The organism is Paenibacillus sp. sgz302164, assembly GCF_056120505.1.
On record NZ_JBVYOL010000016.1, the window covers coordinates 24,045 to 40,406 of the forward strand.

Genomic DNA, 16,362 nt, shown 5'->3' on the forward strand with positions numbered 1-16,362 from the left:
CTTCTTTTCCACACGCACCTGATTACTTTGTTAGAGGATTAAAGCAAATAGGTCCTAATCTGTTTCTGTATAATGATGGTCGCGGCGGAAAGGTACTAAAAAACTTGGAGGAAAAAATGAGGCTGGTCATTTGGCAGTACTGGCCTCATCAAAATAGCTTTTGAAGGAATTAACAACATATAAACTAATATAAGACTGTATTGATGATTTAATCACATTTAACCAGTATGAAAATATTGAAAGGCATCATCAAGATAGCATAGAAAAAGCTAATTTGGTTTTAACTAAAGCTGATAGTATTGCGGAGGAGCTGGCCGAATATAGGAAAGATTATGCTATGATTCCAAATGAGGTAAAATATGGGGATTTTGCTAACTGTAACTTTAATGCTACCTCTTTAAATTTCATTTTTTCAGAGGGGAATACCAAGATAGTTGGATATTACGGAGCATTGGCTGAATGGGTGGATTTCGAATTGATAGAATACTGTGCTAAATCTAGGCCGGAATGGCGCTTCGTATTTATAGGGCAACAATATCCTAATATTTCACTTCCTGAAATTCAAAATATTTATTATTATGATCGACAACCTTATGAGAAGTTACCTTTAATTTTATCTAAATTTAATGTGGCAATACTTCCATTTAAAGTGAATAGAATAACTATTAAAACCTCTCCTGTTAAAATTTTTGAATACATGGCAGGCAGAAAACCAATAGTCAGTACAAGGTTGCCGGAAGTAGAAAAATATGAACCTATTTTAATTGCGGATTCAAAAGAAATTTTCTACAGAAACTTGAGGAAGCCATGATTTTAGGTCATGATGAGAAATTTCTTACTTCTCTTGAAAAATGCGCGCTTGAAAATACTTGGGAGAGCAGAGTGGATGCTGTATTACAAAAGCTGGGTGAGAAGGTATTAGCATGAAAAAAGACCGTTAGGGTGATTTTCCAAGACGGTTTTTCTTAAGGACGTAGTTAAGGTTCGTTTAACCAATATGTTATTCATTTCAATTCAGAAAAGCATCTTTTATTTTAAATGGCAACATTGTAATAATTATTTCATACAATAATCACTAAAAATCGAAGTGATGTAAACATATTGTGTTATTCTGTAATAAAACAGTAAAATCATCATCTTTCGTATATATTAATTGATCATTCGTCATGCCTTCGAAAATAAATTAACTTTGATGAAAAATTCTATATACGGGAGGGGGGAATAAGGAAACTAAAACATTTAGGACAAGGTGGGGAAGTTTCTAAAGGATACTTTAGGGTGAACTAATGGTCTATCAGTTATTAAGCAGCTCATTAACTTAGCGTGATTAGCAGTTAGCGATTAACTCCTGCTCTTTTTAGAATATTAGAAACTCTATTCGACTAAAACGATTTCAATTCTTCGTTTGGCTTGAATTGAGCGAATTGAAAGGAACGGATATAAAATGAAGGGAATAATCTTGGCTGGCGGGACAGGTACACGTCTATATCCACTAACGAAAATTACCAATAAGCATCTGCTACCTGTGGGTAAATATCCAATGATATATTATGGGATTCGAAAGTTGAAAGAAGCTAAAATTACCGATATCCTAATTATAACGGGCAAGGAGCATATGGGTGATGTAGTAAACCTTCTTGGAAGCGGTAGAGAAATGGGCGTTACCTTTACTTATAAAGTACAGGATGAAGCTGGCGGTATTGCTCAAGCGCTTGGGTTAGCCAAACATTTTGTTGGCGACGATCGCATGGTTGTTATACTGGGTGATAACGTGTTTGAGGATAACATTTCATCGTTCGTTAGTAACTTCCGGCAGCAAGAAAAAGGTGCGAAAATTCTTATTCAAGAGGTACCTGATCCTCAAAGGTATGGGGTACCGGAATTGGTTGGAGACAAGATCGTTTCTATTGAAGAGAAGCCGTCAGCACCGAAGAGCAGTTATGCGGTAACCGGAATATATATGTTTGATAGTACTGTTTTTGATATTGTGGAGACGCTAAAGCCTTCCGGCCGAGGTGAACTGGAAATTACCGATGTAAATAATGCTTATATCCAAAGAAACGAACTCACTTACGATGTGTTGCAGGGTTGGTGGACGGATGCAGGAACTCATGCTTCGTTAGCTAAGGCGAATGAGCTGGCGAAGGATTTGGTTTTCGGCGAGGAATTTGGTAAGCTAAAATTATAAGAGGTGCGAGACATGCAAGTCATTCCGACAAAACTTGAAGGACTTTACATCATTGAGCCCGATGTTCATGGCGATCATCGTGGCTTTTTTATGGAAACTTACAGCAGTCAGAAGTTTGCTGATTTAGGTGTTGACTACTCTTTTATCCAAGACAATCACTCTCTTTCTGTCGAAACTAGTGTCCTGCGTGGTTTGCATTACCAATTGAATCCTAAGGCGCAGACAAAGCTGGTTCGGGTGGCTTCAGGGGCGATTTACGACGTAGCTGTGGATATTCGTAAAAGCTCCCCGACGTTCGGGCAGTGGGTGGGGGTCATTTTAAGCGAGACCAATAAGCGTCAGCTTCTTGTGCCGCGAGGCTTTGCTCACGGATTTTGCACGATTGTTCCGAATACGCAGGTGCTCTACAAAGTCGATGAATATTACTCTCCTGAACATGACAGGGGGATTCTCTGGAACGATCCGGCAATAGGAATCGACTGGCCGACGTCCAAGCCGATTTTATCGGACAAAGATCAGAAGCACCCGCTTCTTAAGGATGCGGAGATTAATTTTTAAGCGAAGATCAGATTTTAATAGGTTGGAGGCTTATTTGTTATGAAAATTGTTGTAACTGGCGGGGCCGGCTTTATTGGCAGTAATTTTGTCCATTATATGTTGAATCGTTATGCGGAATATGAAATTGTTAATCTTGATGCGCTCACGTACGCAGGGAATTTGGAAAATCTTACATCCGTGCAAAATAATGCGCAGTATACATTTGTTAAAGGCGATATCGCGGATTCGGCGCTGGTGGACGGCATTTTTGCGCAAGGTGTTGATGCTGTTGTTCATTTTGCAGCGGAGTCGCATGTGGACCGGAGTATTTTGGAGCCGGAAATATTTGTGAAGACGAATGTTTTGGGAACTCAGGTGCTGCTAGAGGCTGCCAAGAAATATAATGTGCAAAAATTTGTTCATGTTTCAACCGACGAAGTGTATGGAACTTTAGGGGAAACCGGTCTATTCACGGAAGAAACGCCGTTAGCGCCGAACAGCCCTTACTCTGCTAGTAAAGCAGGCTCGGATTTGATGGTCAGGGCTTATCATGAGACGTTTGGTTTACCGGTGAACATTACTCGCTGTTCGAACAATTACGGTCCGTATCAGTTCCCGGAGAAGCTAATTCCGCTCATTATTGCCAATGCATTGAATGATAAGTCTCTGCCTGTTTATGGGGATGGGCTCAATATTCGCGATTGGCTGTATGTGGAGGATCATTGCAGTGCGATCGATTTGGTGCTGCACAAAGGTGTGAGCGGTGAAGTCTACAACATTGGCGGCAATAACGAAAGAACGAATATTCATATCGTGCAGACGATTTTGAAGGAGCTTGGAAAGCCGGAGTCTCTGATTCAGTATGTCAAAGACCGTCCGGGTCACGATAGACGCTATGGCATTGACGCAACGAAGATTACGAGGGAATTAGGATGGAACCCGGTGCATCGTTTTGAGACTGGAATCAAGGAAACGATTCGTTGGTATTTGGATAACCAGGAATGGTGGAAGCGAATCCAATCCGGTGAGTATCAGCAATATTTTGCCAAGCAGTATGGAACACGTCTAGGGGCTGAATAGATGAAAGTTTTGGTTACTGGGGCGCATGGTCAACTAGGCCGGGATATCGTCAAATTGCTGGATGGCCGGCATGAGGTGCATGGTTTTGGGCGCGATCAGTTAGATATTGCGGATGAGGCGCACTGTCATCAAGTGATTTCATCGCTGAAGCCGGATGTCGTTATTCATAGTGCGGCGTATACGGCTGTGGATTTGGCTGAGACTGAAGAGGATCTGGCCTATAAAATCAATGCGTTTGGCACCAGAAATGTCGCCGCGGCGGCTGAGCGGGCAGGGGCGAAGTTTTGCTATATTAGTACGGATTATGTTTTTGACGGTGCGGCTTCGGCTCCATATAGGGAATATGACAATACGAATCCGCAGAGCGTGTATGGCAAGTCCAAGAGGGCTGGAGAGCAGCTTGTGCAATCTCTTTCGAGCAAGTATTTTATCGTAAGGACTTCTTGGGTGTATGGCTTGTACGGAACCAACTTTGTTAAAACGATGCTAAAGCTGGCTCGGGACCGCGATACGCTCAAAGTTGTGAGCGATCAAGTCGGATCGCCGACGTATACGGTAGATTTGGCTCAATTCCTTGAGCAGCTTGTACAAACGGAGCGCTACGGTATTTATCATGCCTCCAATTCGGGCATTTGCTCGTGGTTTGATTTTGCCTGCGCGATATTTGAGGAAAGCGGAAAGCAGATGAGGGTTGAGCCTTGTGCTACCGAGGATTTTCCCAGACCAGCCCCCAGACCTCGCTATTCTGTGATGGAGCACCTGGCCATACGGGCGAATGGGTTCGAGGATCTTAGGCCTTGGCGTGAAGGGCTGAGGGCTTTTCTGAAGCAGCTGGCGGAAAGCGAAGCATGAATACGGTTAGCGTTCATATTGTTACTTATAACAGTGCTGAACATATTGATGAGTGCTTGCAGGCCGTGCTGGCCCAAAGCTACCCTGTGCAGCAAATCATTGTAGTGGATAATGCGTCAAATGATGGCACGCTTGAAAAGCTGGCTAAATGGTCTGACAGGTGTGTCATTGTTCCGAATGCCGCTAACCAAGGTTTCGCAGGAGGGCATAATCAGGCCATCCGCTTGTCTGATGCCGATTATTGTTTGATTTTGAATCCCGATGTCGTGCTGGAGCCACAATTCATTCAGTTTTTGGTCGGGACTTTGATGGAGAACCCTTTGATCGGGAGTGTGACCGGGAAGCTTTTGTTTAAAAGCAATCGCCAGTTTGTAGATAGTACAGGACTTGTGATGAACAAAGCCCGCAGGGCTTTTGACCGTGGGGCGAACGAACCGAGCGAGGCTTATCTGGATGCCAGGGAAGTGTTTGGCGTTTCCGGCGCGGCTGCTCTATATTCTCGTAAAATGATCGATGATATCAGCATCAACGGTGAATTTTTCGATGAGGATTTTTTTGCCTACAAAGAGGATGTGGATGTTGCCTGGAGGGCGCGGCTTATGGGCTGGAAGGCGTATTTCGAGCCTACGGCGGTGGCTTATCATGAAAGAGGCTGGAAAGAGGGCGGGAGAAGTGGCAAGCCGCTCTTTGTGAGAAGGTTATCTTACATCAACCGCTATAAAATGATATGGAAAAACGACCGGCTATTGCCTGTTTTTCGACACATTTTTCCGATAATCTTCTATGAGCTATTAAGTCTGGCTTATGCCCTCGTTCGTGAACCGAAGCTGCTAGGTGCTTGGATGAGCTTTTATCGGAAACTTCCGGAGCTTAAGAAAAAGCGCAAGCTCGTTCAAAGTAAACGAAAAGCAAACGATAGTGAACTTTATTGCTGGTTTAGTTAGCAGTTCCTTGATCGGCGCTGTCGGGTTATAATGAAGTATACGATCAAAAGCTGTAGCAGGGAATTTCACCGTTCGCTTGGAGGTTGATGCAGTGGAAAACAGAGTAATAGAGATGCTTACACTCATGCAGGATCAAATGATGCAGGTGCAAGACCAAATGACGCAAATGCAGAAGCAGATGGGGCAAATGAAGGACCAGATGAGTAGGACAAGGTGATTGATATTCTTTCGGGCAGGACGACAAGGCTGCAGGCCAGATTAGCTCTCAGCAAGGAAGCATGAGTTGAGTGAATGTTTGAGGCGTCAGAGCGCGGAATGCTATTTGCGATACTAGAAGCGAGGCTGATGGAGAGGTCTTGCTTTTTTGTTATGTGAAAAATAGACCATGTCTATGGTATAATTGCAATAGACATGACCACAAATGAGGTTTTACCATGGATGTAAGCATCATCATTGTCAACTATAACACACGCGAGCTCACTTTGAATTGCATTCGGTCGGTGATGGAGTCGAGAGTCTCTTACGGCTATGAAATCATTTTAGTTGATAATGCGTCAAATGACGGCATGATTGAGGCCGTTGCCGAGCAATTTCCGCAGGTCGTTTGCATAGCCAACTCTGACAATGTCGGCTTCGCCAAAGCCAACAATCAAGGGATGAAGGCAGCCGGCGGGCGATACATATTATTGCTAAACTCCGATACCGTTGTGCAGCCTGATACACTGGAGGTTATGCTTCGTTTTATGGACGAGCATCCCAGGGTGGGGGCTAGCGGGTGCAAGATTGTCCTGCCGGACGGTTCGCTGGACAAAGCATGCAAGCGGGGGTTTCCGACGCCGTCGGCGTCCTTTTACTATGCGTTCGGGTTTTCGAAGCTTTTTCCGCATGTGCCGCAATTCAATCAGTACCAGTTAGGCTATCTGGACCCGGATCAGGAGTATCCGATAGATTCGCTTGTCGGAGCGTTTATGCTGGTGCGGCGCGAGGCGATCGATCAGGTGGGGATGCTGGATGAAGAGTTTTTCATGTACGGAGAAGATATCGACTGGTGCTACCGGATCAAGCAGGGCGGGTGGCAAAATTATTATTTTCCGCGCACGCAGATCATACATTATAAAGGGGCCAGCAGCCGCAAGAAGCCTTACAAAATCATTTATGAATTTCATCGTGCCATGATTTTGTTCCATAGGAAGCATTATCGCAGCAAATACGCATGGCCGGTGAATGCGCTGGTGTATGCGGGGGTTGGACTGAAGTTTGTGCTTTCCTTGATGGTTAACAAATTACGTGTTTTGAGGTGATTGTGCTTGATTCGCCAGAGCCAGCGTTTTTTAACGCAGTTGTACGCGGTCGCGGATTTTGTTTGTATACAGCTTGTTTTTCTTTTTTCGTGGTGGCTCAAGTTCGACAGCGGCTGGCTTCCTTTTGACGGCCCGCTCCCTTTCAAGCATTATGTGCTGTGGAGTTTTATTTACGGAGCGTTGGCGATAGGCATCAGCTATTTTGTCAACTTTTATACGCCGAAAAGAAGAAAGCAGTTTTCATTTGAAATTTTGAAAATCGTACAGGTGCATTTGTTCAGTTTGCTGCTGCTGCTCAGCATTTTGTTTATTTTTAAAGAAGTGGACATATCGCGTTCGTACTTGCTGCTGTTTCTCGTGAACAATATTCTGGTCGTCAGTTTTTACCGGTATGTGATCAAAATTTCTCTCAAACGCTTCAGGGAAAAAGGATACAACAAGCAATTCGTGCTCATCTTGGGGGCTGGGACGCTGGGGCGCAAGTTCTACAACAATTTGCAGCAGCACCCCGAGCTTGGGTACGAGGTCGTAGGTTTTTTGGATGACTATCAAGTGAAGCATGAGCCGTCCTACCAGCACTACAAGCCGATCATCGGCACGACCAGTGATCTGGAAGGGATTTTGAACAGGCTGATTGTCGACGAGGTGATCATAGCACTGCCGCTTGACGCGCATCCCAAGTTTGGAGCCATCATTAATGTGTGTGAAAAAATCGGCGTGAAGACGCTCATTATTCCGGACTTTTACGATTTTCTTCCGTCGCGTCCTTACTTCGATAACTTTGCCGACATGCCGCTGATCAATGTGAGGGACATTCCTTTGGACGAGTTCAGGAATCGGTTGCTGAAAAGGGTGTTTGACGTGGCGTTCTCGCTCACTGCAATTCTAATTACGCTGCCGGTTATGGCGGTGATCATTGCGGTCATTAAGGCGACGTCTCCGGGACCTGTTATTTTCAAGCAAGAGCGTGTAGGGCTTAACCGCAGAAGGTTCATGATGTACAAGTTCCGCAGCATGAAGATTTTGCCGGAGGGGGCTTCGGACACGCAGTGGACGGTCGAGAATGACCCACGGCGGACGAAGTTCGGGGCTTTTTTGCGGAAAACGAGTCTGGACGAGCTGCCGCAGTTTTTTAACGTGCTGTTCGGACATATGAGCGTAGTGGGCCCGCGGCCGGAACGTCCTTTTTTTGTGGAACAGTTCAAGGAGGAAATACCGAAGTACATGGTGAAGCATCATATCCGGCCGGGTATCACGGGTTTGGCTCAAAGCAACGGGCTCCGTGGGGATACATCCATCGAAGAGCGGATTAAGCACGACATTTTCTACATTGAAAATTGGACTTTTCTTTTTGATATTAAAATCATTTGGAAAACGATCGTCAACGGCTTCGTCAATAAAAATGCATATTAAAATTTAAATCGACAGCATAATTCGCCAGTATCCTTCCCATACTAGTACATATACTAAGTACGGGGAGGTTTTTTTATGATCGATCATGAAGACGCTTACGAAAATGAGCACCCTTCCATTGGAAGAGGCCTGATAATCGGTGTTATTTTCGGCTCCCTTTTTTGGGCTGCTATCATTTGCGGAATCGTGTACTTGTGGTATTGAAATAGGAGTTGAAAATAGAAGGGCTGCTCGGGCGGAAGATGCGCCTAAGCAGCCTTTTTATGTTAGGATGCGAGTTTCGGGGATTTGGCCCGCTGCAGGGTGACCATCGTTTTAATCCGGGCGACTAAAGGTTTTTCGGCCCAATGATACGCGATATAGCACAACATTAAAGTAAATACAACTACAAGCAGGTCGGTTAACAGGTATCCGAGCTTGTCGGCCAGATGAGTGGTCCGGGAAAGCTTCATCATTACCGAGATGAACAACAGATGCGTCAGCAAAATCGTATAGGACGCATTGCCGAGCTTGCCGAATCCGAGCACCCAGCGGGGCAGCTTGATGTCCTCCGGAATGGAGGCGATCCCCAGCAGCGCCAGTGTAGCGGGAATCAAGTACAATAAATAGCTGTGAAAAGGAACGGCCATATATTTGTTGTTCAGCCATATCGCGATGAAACCGGCCATTGCCGATGCGAGCAGCAGGTTGTAGCGCTTACCCCGGAGATATGGCGTCAGTCCGGCCAAGAGGCATCCCAGAGCAAATTCCAGGTTCACTTCGCTGAACAGGAAATTCAGATAAAAATGGCGGGAAATATCGAAGCCTATGTATGGGACAGGTGCGACATTGCAAATCGTTAAAGCGATCCATATGGAAGCAACGAGATAAGCCGGAGTTTTACCTATGGCCATGATGACGCTGAACAGGGCATAGAACAGAACAAAGTAACTCAAGGACCAAGCGACGGGAAGGATGGGTCCGTGTGCTTGCGGCAGCAAGAGCAGGGAACGGATGATCGTCCCTTTTTCCGTCTCGTATCCGTAGCCGAAGCTGGGAACGAGAAAGTAAACGGGAAGCACGATCAATGTAATGAGCCAGTAAAATGGGTAGATGCGAATCAGCCGGTTCCTCAAATATGGAAGCACGCTTTTTTTGGCGCCAATCTGATGTCCGTACGTTTTAAAGAGCAAAAATCCGGTTAGCACGAAAAAGTAATCGACGCCTCCCGAACGCGTCAGTGTGCTGATTCCTAAAAAATCGTATTGGAAGTATTTATACGACATCGATGACACGTGGAAAAGCAGCACAAAGCAAGCGGCAACTCCTCTGGATGCTTGCAGTGCAATGTTTTGATTGGAATTCACTTTAGGGCAGCCTCCGATCTATGTAAAAAATGCTAATCCTCTACATCATGCCAAACGATTGTGAAGAAACCGTGAATACAAGCTGAAAATTGCCTGACTCTTCCAGTTGGAGTGCACAACTCGTCTGCATAATCGTCCAAGTCCTCTCATATGCATGTACTAACACTGAAATCGGGCTCCGATGATGGGGCAGTTCAATTTCAGTACAATTGAGTTTAATTTTGTGTTGAGGGGATGATTGAATGCGCCGGGTCACATGGATGGTAGCCATCATGTTGTGCTTAGCAGTTGTTCTCGCGGGATGCGGGAAGAAGGATGCAGGATCAATTGTAAAGGATTTGGATCATGTGATCAGCAAGCAGAGCAGCTACCAGGCATCGGGAAGCATGGTTCTGCATACGGGGCAGCAGCCGCAGGAGTATCAGGTGGAAGTGGCGTATTCGCCGGAGCATTTTTACCGGATTTCGCTGACGAATGCGCAAAAGGATGTCACGCAGATCGTGCTGCGGAATGAAGAGGGCGTATTTGTGCTGACGCCTCATTTGAAGAAGAGCTTCCGCTTCCAGAGCGATTGGCCGGAAAATCAAGGCCAGGTCTATTTGTTCCAATCGCTGGCGAAAAGCATTATTGCGGATAAAGAACGCCAATTCACGACGGATAACGAGTCCTATGTATTTGATGTTGCGGCTAATTATCAAAATGAGCTGCTATCCCGCCAAAAAATTTGGCTGAACAAAAAGAATCTGGCGCCGCAGCAAGTGCAGGTGTCCGATGCGAACCAAAATGTGATGGTGCAGGTGAATTTCACCCGCTTTGAGTTCGATGCGAAGTTCGATAAGGATTACTTCCAAATGGAGCGCAACATGACGAGCTGGAATTTGAATACGCTGCCGACGATGGCGGATGCCGCGGCTCAGGGCGATGATTCCGGCAAGATGACTGCCGGCAAAAATTTGACGGCGACCGGCGGCCAATCCGATCTGACGGCGGGCAAAGCGGGCCAGACGTCCGGGACGGCAAGCAGCGGCAGCAGTAGCGGCAAGCAGGCCGATGCCTCCAAGACGGGCGTCCAGGCGGCAGGAGCAGCGACTCAGGACGGCAAGCAAGCGCCTGCCAAGCAGCAAAGCTTCGGCGTGATCGAGCCTTCCTATATGCCGAAGGAAGTCGTGAAGCAGGACATTACCGATATGAAGCTCGGCGAAGATCCGGCTGTACTGCTCCGGTATAAAGGTAAGTACAACTACAGCCTTATCGAGGTGAGGCCGCAGGCCAAGACGGTTTCCCTGCAGCCGGGCGACATCGTCGATCTGGGCTTTACGATAGCGGTTTTGACAGGAGATGAGAAAAAGACGCTGATGTGGACGGACGACGGCGTGGAGTTCCGTCTGACGACAGCGGATTTGCCGACATCGGAGATGATCAACATCGCCATGTCTATGCAGGGCCAATCCGGAAAGTAAGTTGACGGTTTGCACGTAAGGGATTAACATAGATCTATCGGTCCGAACGGATTCGTAAAAAGGAAGGGGAGCCCTGCTCGCACGTAGAGCAGGTCTTCCCTTGTCCTTTGCATATACAGACAAAGCAGGTTTTGCTTAAGATGAAGAGGTGAACGTCGGTGGATGCTTTTTATCGGCCTACTTGGGTGGAAATATCATTGGATGCGCTGCGCAGCAACATAGAAGGGTTTCAGCGGGTACTGCCGGATGGAATGAAGCTGATGGCGGTCGTGAAGGCGGATGCATACGGGCATGGGGCCGTAGGAGTGTCTAAAGAGGTTATCGAAGCCGGAGTCGATTATTTGGGCGTTGCGTTTTTGGATGAAGCGCTGGAGCTTCGGCACGCGGGAATTACGGCGCCGATTCTGGTGCTCGGTTATACGCCTCCTGACGGGCTGGAGATCGCGCGCCAGATGGATATCACGATTACGGTATACAGCAGGGAAGTGCTGGAGGAGCTGCAAAAGCAAGCGAAGCATACGGCGCAAGGGACTGCGCATAAGCTGAAAATTCATATCAAGCTGGACACGGGGATGGGCCGGCTTGGATTGCGGGCGGAACAAGAGGCGATTCCTTTTATCGAGGAGGCGTTGTCGCTGCCGAATGTGGCGGTGGAAGGGCTTTTCACTCATTATGCGAACGCGGATGAAACGGATAAGAGCTATACCCGCGAGCAGTACCGCAAGTTCGAACGGATCGTGGAACATTTTAAGCAAAAAGAAATTGAGTTCGTTTACCTTCACGCGGGCAACAGCGCGGGGGCGATCGACCTGCCCGAACTCACTTACAATATGGTGCGGCTCGGCATCAGTATGTACGGCTTGTATCCTTCGGAAGAGGTAAACCGGCAAAAAATCGACCTGAAACCGGTGCTTAGCCTGAAAACGGGAATCGTGAACCTTAAAACGCTGCCGCCGGGCTCCGGTATCAGCTACGGGACGATTTATCATACGAAGACCGATGAAAAAATCGCGACGCTGCCGATCGGTTATGCGGACGGATATTCGCGGATGCTTTCCAAGAAAGCGGAAGTATTGATTCGGGGGCAGCGGGTGCCGGTTGTCGGCCGAATTTGCATGGATCAATGTATGGCGAATGTAACCGGCGTTCCGGATGCGGATATTAGCGATGAGGTCGTGCTGATCGGCGAGCAGCAGGGGGAGCGCATTTCGGCTGAAGATGTGGCGGATCTGCTGGGAACGGTCAATTATGAGGTTACGTGCATGATTTCGCACCGGGTAGCCAGAGTGTACGTACGCGGCGGCGTGCGTGAAGACGCCATCAATCCGTTGATGCGGCACCGTTTTTAGCGCTGAAAAAATTACCACGAAAATTTTGCATTTATTTGAAAGGAGTTTCAGAACCGGATATCGAATAATAGGGATGAAGAATGTGATATCCAGCCCGTGTAACATAATTGATATACTCAAAGCATATATTATTGTATAATTTGGTTTTCATTATGGCATACTGGTAATACTGTCTTTTGTATCGTTTCCGGGGGTGGTTAAAGGGTGAGCAATGCGCACAATACGAAAAGAATCATGATCAGTCTGCCTGACCATTTGCTGCAAGAGGTAGACGGGATCGTGGAAAAGGAGAACTCCAATCGAAGTGAATTCATTCGCCAAGCGATGAAGCTCTACTTGATTGAGCGCAAAAAACGCAGTATTCGCGAGTCCATGCAGCGCGGCTATATGGAGATGGCGAAAATCAATCTCAGCATGGCATCGGAGGCTTTTCAAGCGGAGGCAGAGGCGGACAATACGGTGGATCGCTTAGTAAGCGGGGTGTAGACAGTGATTGTGAAACGTGGCGATGTGTTTTTTGCAGATCTCTCTCCGGTTGTAGGATCAGAACAGGGGGGCGTTCGTCCTGTTCTAGTCATCCAGAACGATATTGGCAACCGCTTTAGTCCGACCGTGATTGTTGCCGCGATTACGGCGCAAATCCAGAAGGCGAAGCTGCCTACGCATGTGGAAATAGACGCGGAGACGCACGGATTCGATCGCGATTCCGTCATTCTGCTGGAACAGATCCGGACCATCGATAAACAGCGGCTTACGGACAAAATTACGCATTTGGATGAGGAAACGATGCGAAAAGTTGACGATGCTTTGCAAATTAGCGTTGGACTGATAGAATTTTGAATAAGCTCCGGAACCGACGAGGGTGGCAGATCCCCTCGTTTTTTGGTTGTTCGGGGCAGGAGTCTGTCCGAATGAACCTCTTAGAAGGTATATATGGTCGACCGACCGCCGCCATGCAGCGCAAGCGGCAGTATATACACAAAAGTAACTCCGCCCGTCAGACTCCTAGTATAACGTTATTAAAATTACGCCCAGCATAACGACCAACAACGGACCATAACGCAGACTAACTGATCGTCCTGTAGGAACGTTTTTTTCGGAACGTTCTACCAGGAGTCTGTCCGATGAACTCACAAAAGTAACTCCGTCGGACAGATTCCTGGACTTACATAACTGAGGATTGGGGAAAAGGGAATGACTTTATTGGATATGTTGAGAAGGAAAATGTTTTTTGCAAAAGATGACGGCAGCGCGGGAGCTGTTGCTGCTGAAGAAAGCGGCGGGAAGGCGCAGCTTTCCGAAGAAAAGAAAGCGGAAATCCGCGAGCGCATCCTGAAGCAAATCTCGGCCGAGCTGCAGCTGCCGGCCGGCAAAGTGAAAACGACCGTCGATTTGCTCGACGAGGGGAACACGATTCCGTTCATCGCCCGGTACCGGAAGGAGATGACCGGGGAGCTGGATGAGAACCAGCTCCGGGACATTGAAGAGCGGCTGCAATATTTGCGCAACCTGGAGGACCGCAAAATCGAAGTGGTGCGGCTCATCGACGAGCAGGGCAAGCTTACGGACGAGCTGCGTCAATCGATCGAACAGGCGGCGAAGCTGCAGGAGGTCGAGGATTTGTACCGGCCGTACCGCCAGAAGAGGAAGACGAGAGCGAGCGTAGCCAAGGAGCGCGGATTGGAGCCGCTCTCTGAATGGATCTGGAAGCAGCCGCGCCAAGGCTCGCTGGAGCAGGAAGCCGCCCGCTTCGTGAACGCGGAGAAAGGCGTAGGAAGCGCCGAGGAGGCGATCCAGGGCGCGATGGACATCGTCGCGGAGAACGTGGCGGACGATGCCAAAATCCGCGCGTGGGTACGGAAATTTACGCAGGATCAAGGGATTTTGCGTACGGAAGCGAAGGATTCGCAGCAGGAATCCGTATATGAAATGTACTATGCGTACCAAGAGCCTGTGCGCAAGCTGCCGCCTCACCGGATTCTCGCGATCAATCGCGGGGAGCGGGAGGAAGTGCTGAAGGTTGGCATGGATGTGCCGATCGAACGGATTCACGAATATATGGCCCGGCAGATCATTAAGGGGCCGTCGGTTGTCCGCGATGTGCTGCAGGCTGTGATCGAAGATGCCTACAAGCGTCTGATCGCGCCTTCCATCGAACGTGAAGTGCGCGGTGTGATGACCGAGATGGGGGAGGAGCAGGCGATCAAGATTTTCGCGGAAAATCTGCGCAATCTGCTGCTCCAGTCGCCGGTCAAAGGGCACGTCGTGCTCGGTGTCGACCCGGCTTACCGGACAGGCTGCAAGCTGGCCGTCGTCGATGACACCGGCAAAATGCTGGAAATCGCCGTTACTTATCCGACCCCTCCGAACAATAAGGTCGCGGAAGCGAAGGCGAAGTTCAAGCAGTTGATCAGCAAGTACGGCGTAGAGCTGATCGTCATTGGCAACGGGACGGCTTCCCGTGAAACGGAGCAGTTTGTCGCGGAGCTGATCGGCGAAATCAAAGAGCGCGAGCTCAAGTATTTGATCGTCAGCGAAGCGGGGGCGAGCGTTTACTCCGCGTCGAAGCTGGCGCAGACGGAGTTCCCGGAGCTCGACGTGGCCGAGCGCAGCGCGATTTCGATTGCGCGGCGTCTGCAGGACCCGCTCGCGGAGCTGGTGAAGATCGAGCCGAAGGCGATCGGCGTCGGGCAGTATCAGCACGACGTCTCGCAGAAACGGCTCGACGAGAACTTGAAGGCCGTCGTGGAGTCGGCCGTCAACCATGTCGGCGTCGATCTGAACACGGCGTCGCCGTCGCTTTTGTCCTATGTGTCGGGCGTAAACGCGACACTGGCGAAAAACATCGTAAAGTATCGCGAGGAGAACGGCAAGTTCGGCAGCCGGCAGGAGCTGTCGAAGGTTCCGCGCCTTGGCGCGAAAACCTTCGAGCAGTGCGTCGGCTTCATGCGGATTCCGGGCGGCCGCAACCCGCTCGACAATACCCCGATCCACCCGGAGTCCTATGAGGTGGTGGATCGGTTGTTCAAGGAGCTGCGCCTGGAGCTGGAGCAGCTCGGGTCGCAGCAGCTTCGCGAGCTGCTGCAAGGTCTTGCGCCGGAGCAGCTCGCTCCGAAGCTGGGCGTAGGTGTCCCGACGCTGCGGGACATCCTGGACAGCCTGCAGCGTCCGGGGCGGGATCCGCGGGACGAAGTCCCCGCGCCGATCTTCCGCACCGACGTGCTGCAGCTTGAGGATCTTGTGCCGGGCATGGAATTGACCGGCACGGTGCGCAACGTCATCGACTTCGGCGCGTTCGTCGATATCGGGATCAAGAACGACGGCCTCGTTCATATTTCCCAGCTCAAGAACGGTTTCGTCAAGCACCCGATGGACGTCGTCTCCGTCGGAGACATCGTCACCGTGTGGGTGCTGGGCGTGGACGCGAAAAAAGGCCGCGTCAGCTTGTCCATGAAGAAGCCGCAGTAAATGATAGCGGTGGCAAGAGCAGCCGGATGCATGTTGGTGTCCGGCTTCTTTTTGCCTTTTTCAGTCGAGAAGGAGCCGGAGCTCTCACGATGAGGCATTATCGCACTTAGAAAACCCTGCAAAATTGAGACTGTTGATATAACTCGTCCGTTAGGGCAGAGCTTCGCTGTTAACGCGGCGCAGAAAACCTGCAAAAATACATCTTTTTGCTCGTAGATACGCTTGCAGCGGAATATTCCTGCAAATCTACAGCTTTTTTGCTAACATTTAGGATTTAGCCCTCTATTAAGGGATAATTCCTGTACATTTGCAGGCTTTTCCCTAAAATGGCCCGCTTCCTTCGAAAAAGCCTGCACTTTCGCAGGTTTCTTTACAAGCTGCCAAGCGCTAAACGAACGGCTGCGCCGACTATAACGGCCACACC

General features: G+C 48.7%; 16 protein-coding genes. 15 read left to right on the forward strand and 1 reads right to left on the reverse strand.

Features of this window, described 5'->3' with window-relative positions:
- The first annotated feature begins 274 nt into the window (after nucleotides 1–274).
- From AC0LWT_RS24665 to AC0LWT_RS24710, 10 genes are all read left to right on the forward strand, one after another.
- Nucleotides 275–811, forward strand: coding sequence for a glycosyltransferase (locus tag AC0LWT_RS24665; protein WP_474683933.1), 537 nt, complete (start codon nucleotides 275–277; stop codon nucleotides 809–811).
- A 633-nt stretch (nucleotides 812–1,444) separates the two neighbouring features.
- Complete coding sequence (locus AC0LWT_RS24670; RefSeq protein ID WP_474683934.1) at nucleotides 1,445–2,188, forward strand: sugar phosphate nucleotidyltransferase; 744 nt, start codon at nucleotides 1,445–1,447, stop codon at nucleotides 2,186–2,188.
- 12 nt (nucleotides 2,189–2,200) lie between these two features.
- Nucleotides 2,201–2,746, forward strand: a complete 546-nt coding sequence (gene rfbC, locus AC0LWT_RS24675; RefSeq protein ID WP_474683935.1) for a dTDP-4-dehydrorhamnose 3,5-epimerase — start codon at nucleotides 2,201–2,203, stop codon at nucleotides 2,744–2,746.
- 39 nt (nucleotides 2,747–2,785) lie between these two features.
- Nucleotides 2,786–3,805 (forward strand): dTDP-glucose 4,6-dehydratase, encoded by a 1,020-nt coding sequence (gene rfbB / locus AC0LWT_RS24680; protein WP_474683936.1) that lies wholly within the window; start codon nucleotides 2,786–2,788, stop codon nucleotides 3,803–3,805.
- The gene (rfbD, locus tag AC0LWT_RS24685; RefSeq protein WP_474683937.1) at nucleotides 3,806–4,657 is read left to right on the forward strand and encodes a dTDP-4-dehydrorhamnose reductase; all 852 of its coding nucleotides are present in this window, start codon (nucleotides 3,806–3,808) and stop codon (nucleotides 4,655–4,657) included.
- On the forward strand, nucleotides 4,654–5,601 hold the full coding sequence (locus tag AC0LWT_RS24690; protein ID WP_474683938.1) for a glycosyltransferase family 2 protein: 948 nt from the start codon (nucleotides 4,654–4,656) through the stop codon (nucleotides 5,599–5,601). The genes rfbD and AC0LWT_RS24690 overlap by 4 nt, the downstream gene beginning before the upstream one ends.
- A 91-nt stretch (nucleotides 5,602–5,692) precedes the next feature.
- On the forward strand, nucleotides 5,693–5,818 hold the full coding sequence (locus AC0LWT_RS24695; RefSeq protein ID WP_474683939.1) for a hypothetical protein: 126 nt from the start codon (nucleotides 5,693–5,695) through the stop codon (nucleotides 5,816–5,818).
- 217 nt (nucleotides 5,819–6,035) lie between these two features.
- Entirely contained in the window at nucleotides 6,036–6,902 is an 867-nt protein-coding gene (locus AC0LWT_RS24700) for a glycosyltransferase family 2 protein (RefSeq protein WP_474683940.1), read from the forward strand.
- Nucleotides 6,903–6,908: 6 nt separating this feature from the next.
- Nucleotides 6,909–8,315, forward strand: a complete 1,407-nt coding sequence (locus AC0LWT_RS24705; protein WP_474683941.1) for an undecaprenyl-phosphate glucose phosphotransferase — start codon at nucleotides 6,909–6,911, stop codon at nucleotides 8,313–8,315.
- A 75-nt stretch (nucleotides 8,316–8,390) separates the two neighbouring features.
- Complete coding sequence (locus AC0LWT_RS24710) at nucleotides 8,391–8,519, forward strand: hypothetical protein (protein ID WP_474683942.1); 129 nt, start codon at nucleotides 8,391–8,393, stop codon at nucleotides 8,517–8,519.
- A 62-nt stretch (nucleotides 8,520–8,581) separates the two neighbouring features.
- On the opposite strand, the gene AC0LWT_RS24715 is transcribed toward AC0LWT_RS24710, so the two are convergent.
- Nucleotides 8,582–9,661, reverse strand: coding sequence for an acyltransferase family protein (locus AC0LWT_RS24715; protein ID WP_474683943.1), 1,080 nt, complete (start codon nucleotides 9,659–9,661; stop codon nucleotides 8,582–8,584).
- 242 nt (nucleotides 9,662–9,903) lie between these two features.
- Here AC0LWT_RS24715 and AC0LWT_RS24720 point away from each other — a divergent pair, with 242 nt between their 5' ends.
- From AC0LWT_RS24720 to AC0LWT_RS24740, 5 genes are all read left to right on the forward strand, one after another.
- The gene (locus AC0LWT_RS24720; RefSeq protein ID WP_474683944.1) at nucleotides 9,904–11,121 is read left to right on the forward strand and encodes an outer membrane lipoprotein-sorting protein; all 1,218 of its coding nucleotides are present in this window, start codon (nucleotides 9,904–9,906) and stop codon (nucleotides 11,119–11,121) included.
- A gap of 158 nt (nucleotides 11,122–11,279) precedes the next feature.
- Nucleotides 11,280–12,470 carry an alanine racemase gene (alr, locus tag AC0LWT_RS24725; protein WP_474683945.1) on the forward strand — a complete coding sequence of 397 codons (1,191 nt, stop codon included), beginning with the start codon at nucleotides 11,280–11,282 and terminating at the stop codon, nucleotides 12,468–12,470.
- 204 nt (nucleotides 12,471–12,674) lie between these two features.
- The gene (locus AC0LWT_RS24730) at nucleotides 12,675–12,956 is read left to right on the forward strand and encodes a CopG family ribbon-helix-helix protein (protein WP_474683946.1); all 282 of its coding nucleotides are present in this window, start codon (nucleotides 12,675–12,677) and stop codon (nucleotides 12,954–12,956) included.
- A gap of 3 nt (nucleotides 12,957–12,959) precedes the next feature.
- Nucleotides 12,960–13,310: a type II toxin-antitoxin system PemK/MazF family toxin gene (locus AC0LWT_RS24735; RefSeq protein ID WP_028553893.1), complete on the forward strand. Its 351-nt coding sequence runs from the start codon at nucleotides 12,960–12,962 to the stop codon at nucleotides 13,308–13,310.
- Between the two features lie 354 nt (nucleotides 13,311–13,664).
- Entirely contained in the window at nucleotides 13,665–15,938 is a 2,274-nt protein-coding gene (locus tag AC0LWT_RS24740; protein WP_474683947.1) for a Tex family protein, read from the forward strand.
- The last annotated feature ends 424 nt before the right edge of the window (nucleotides 15,939–16,362 follow it).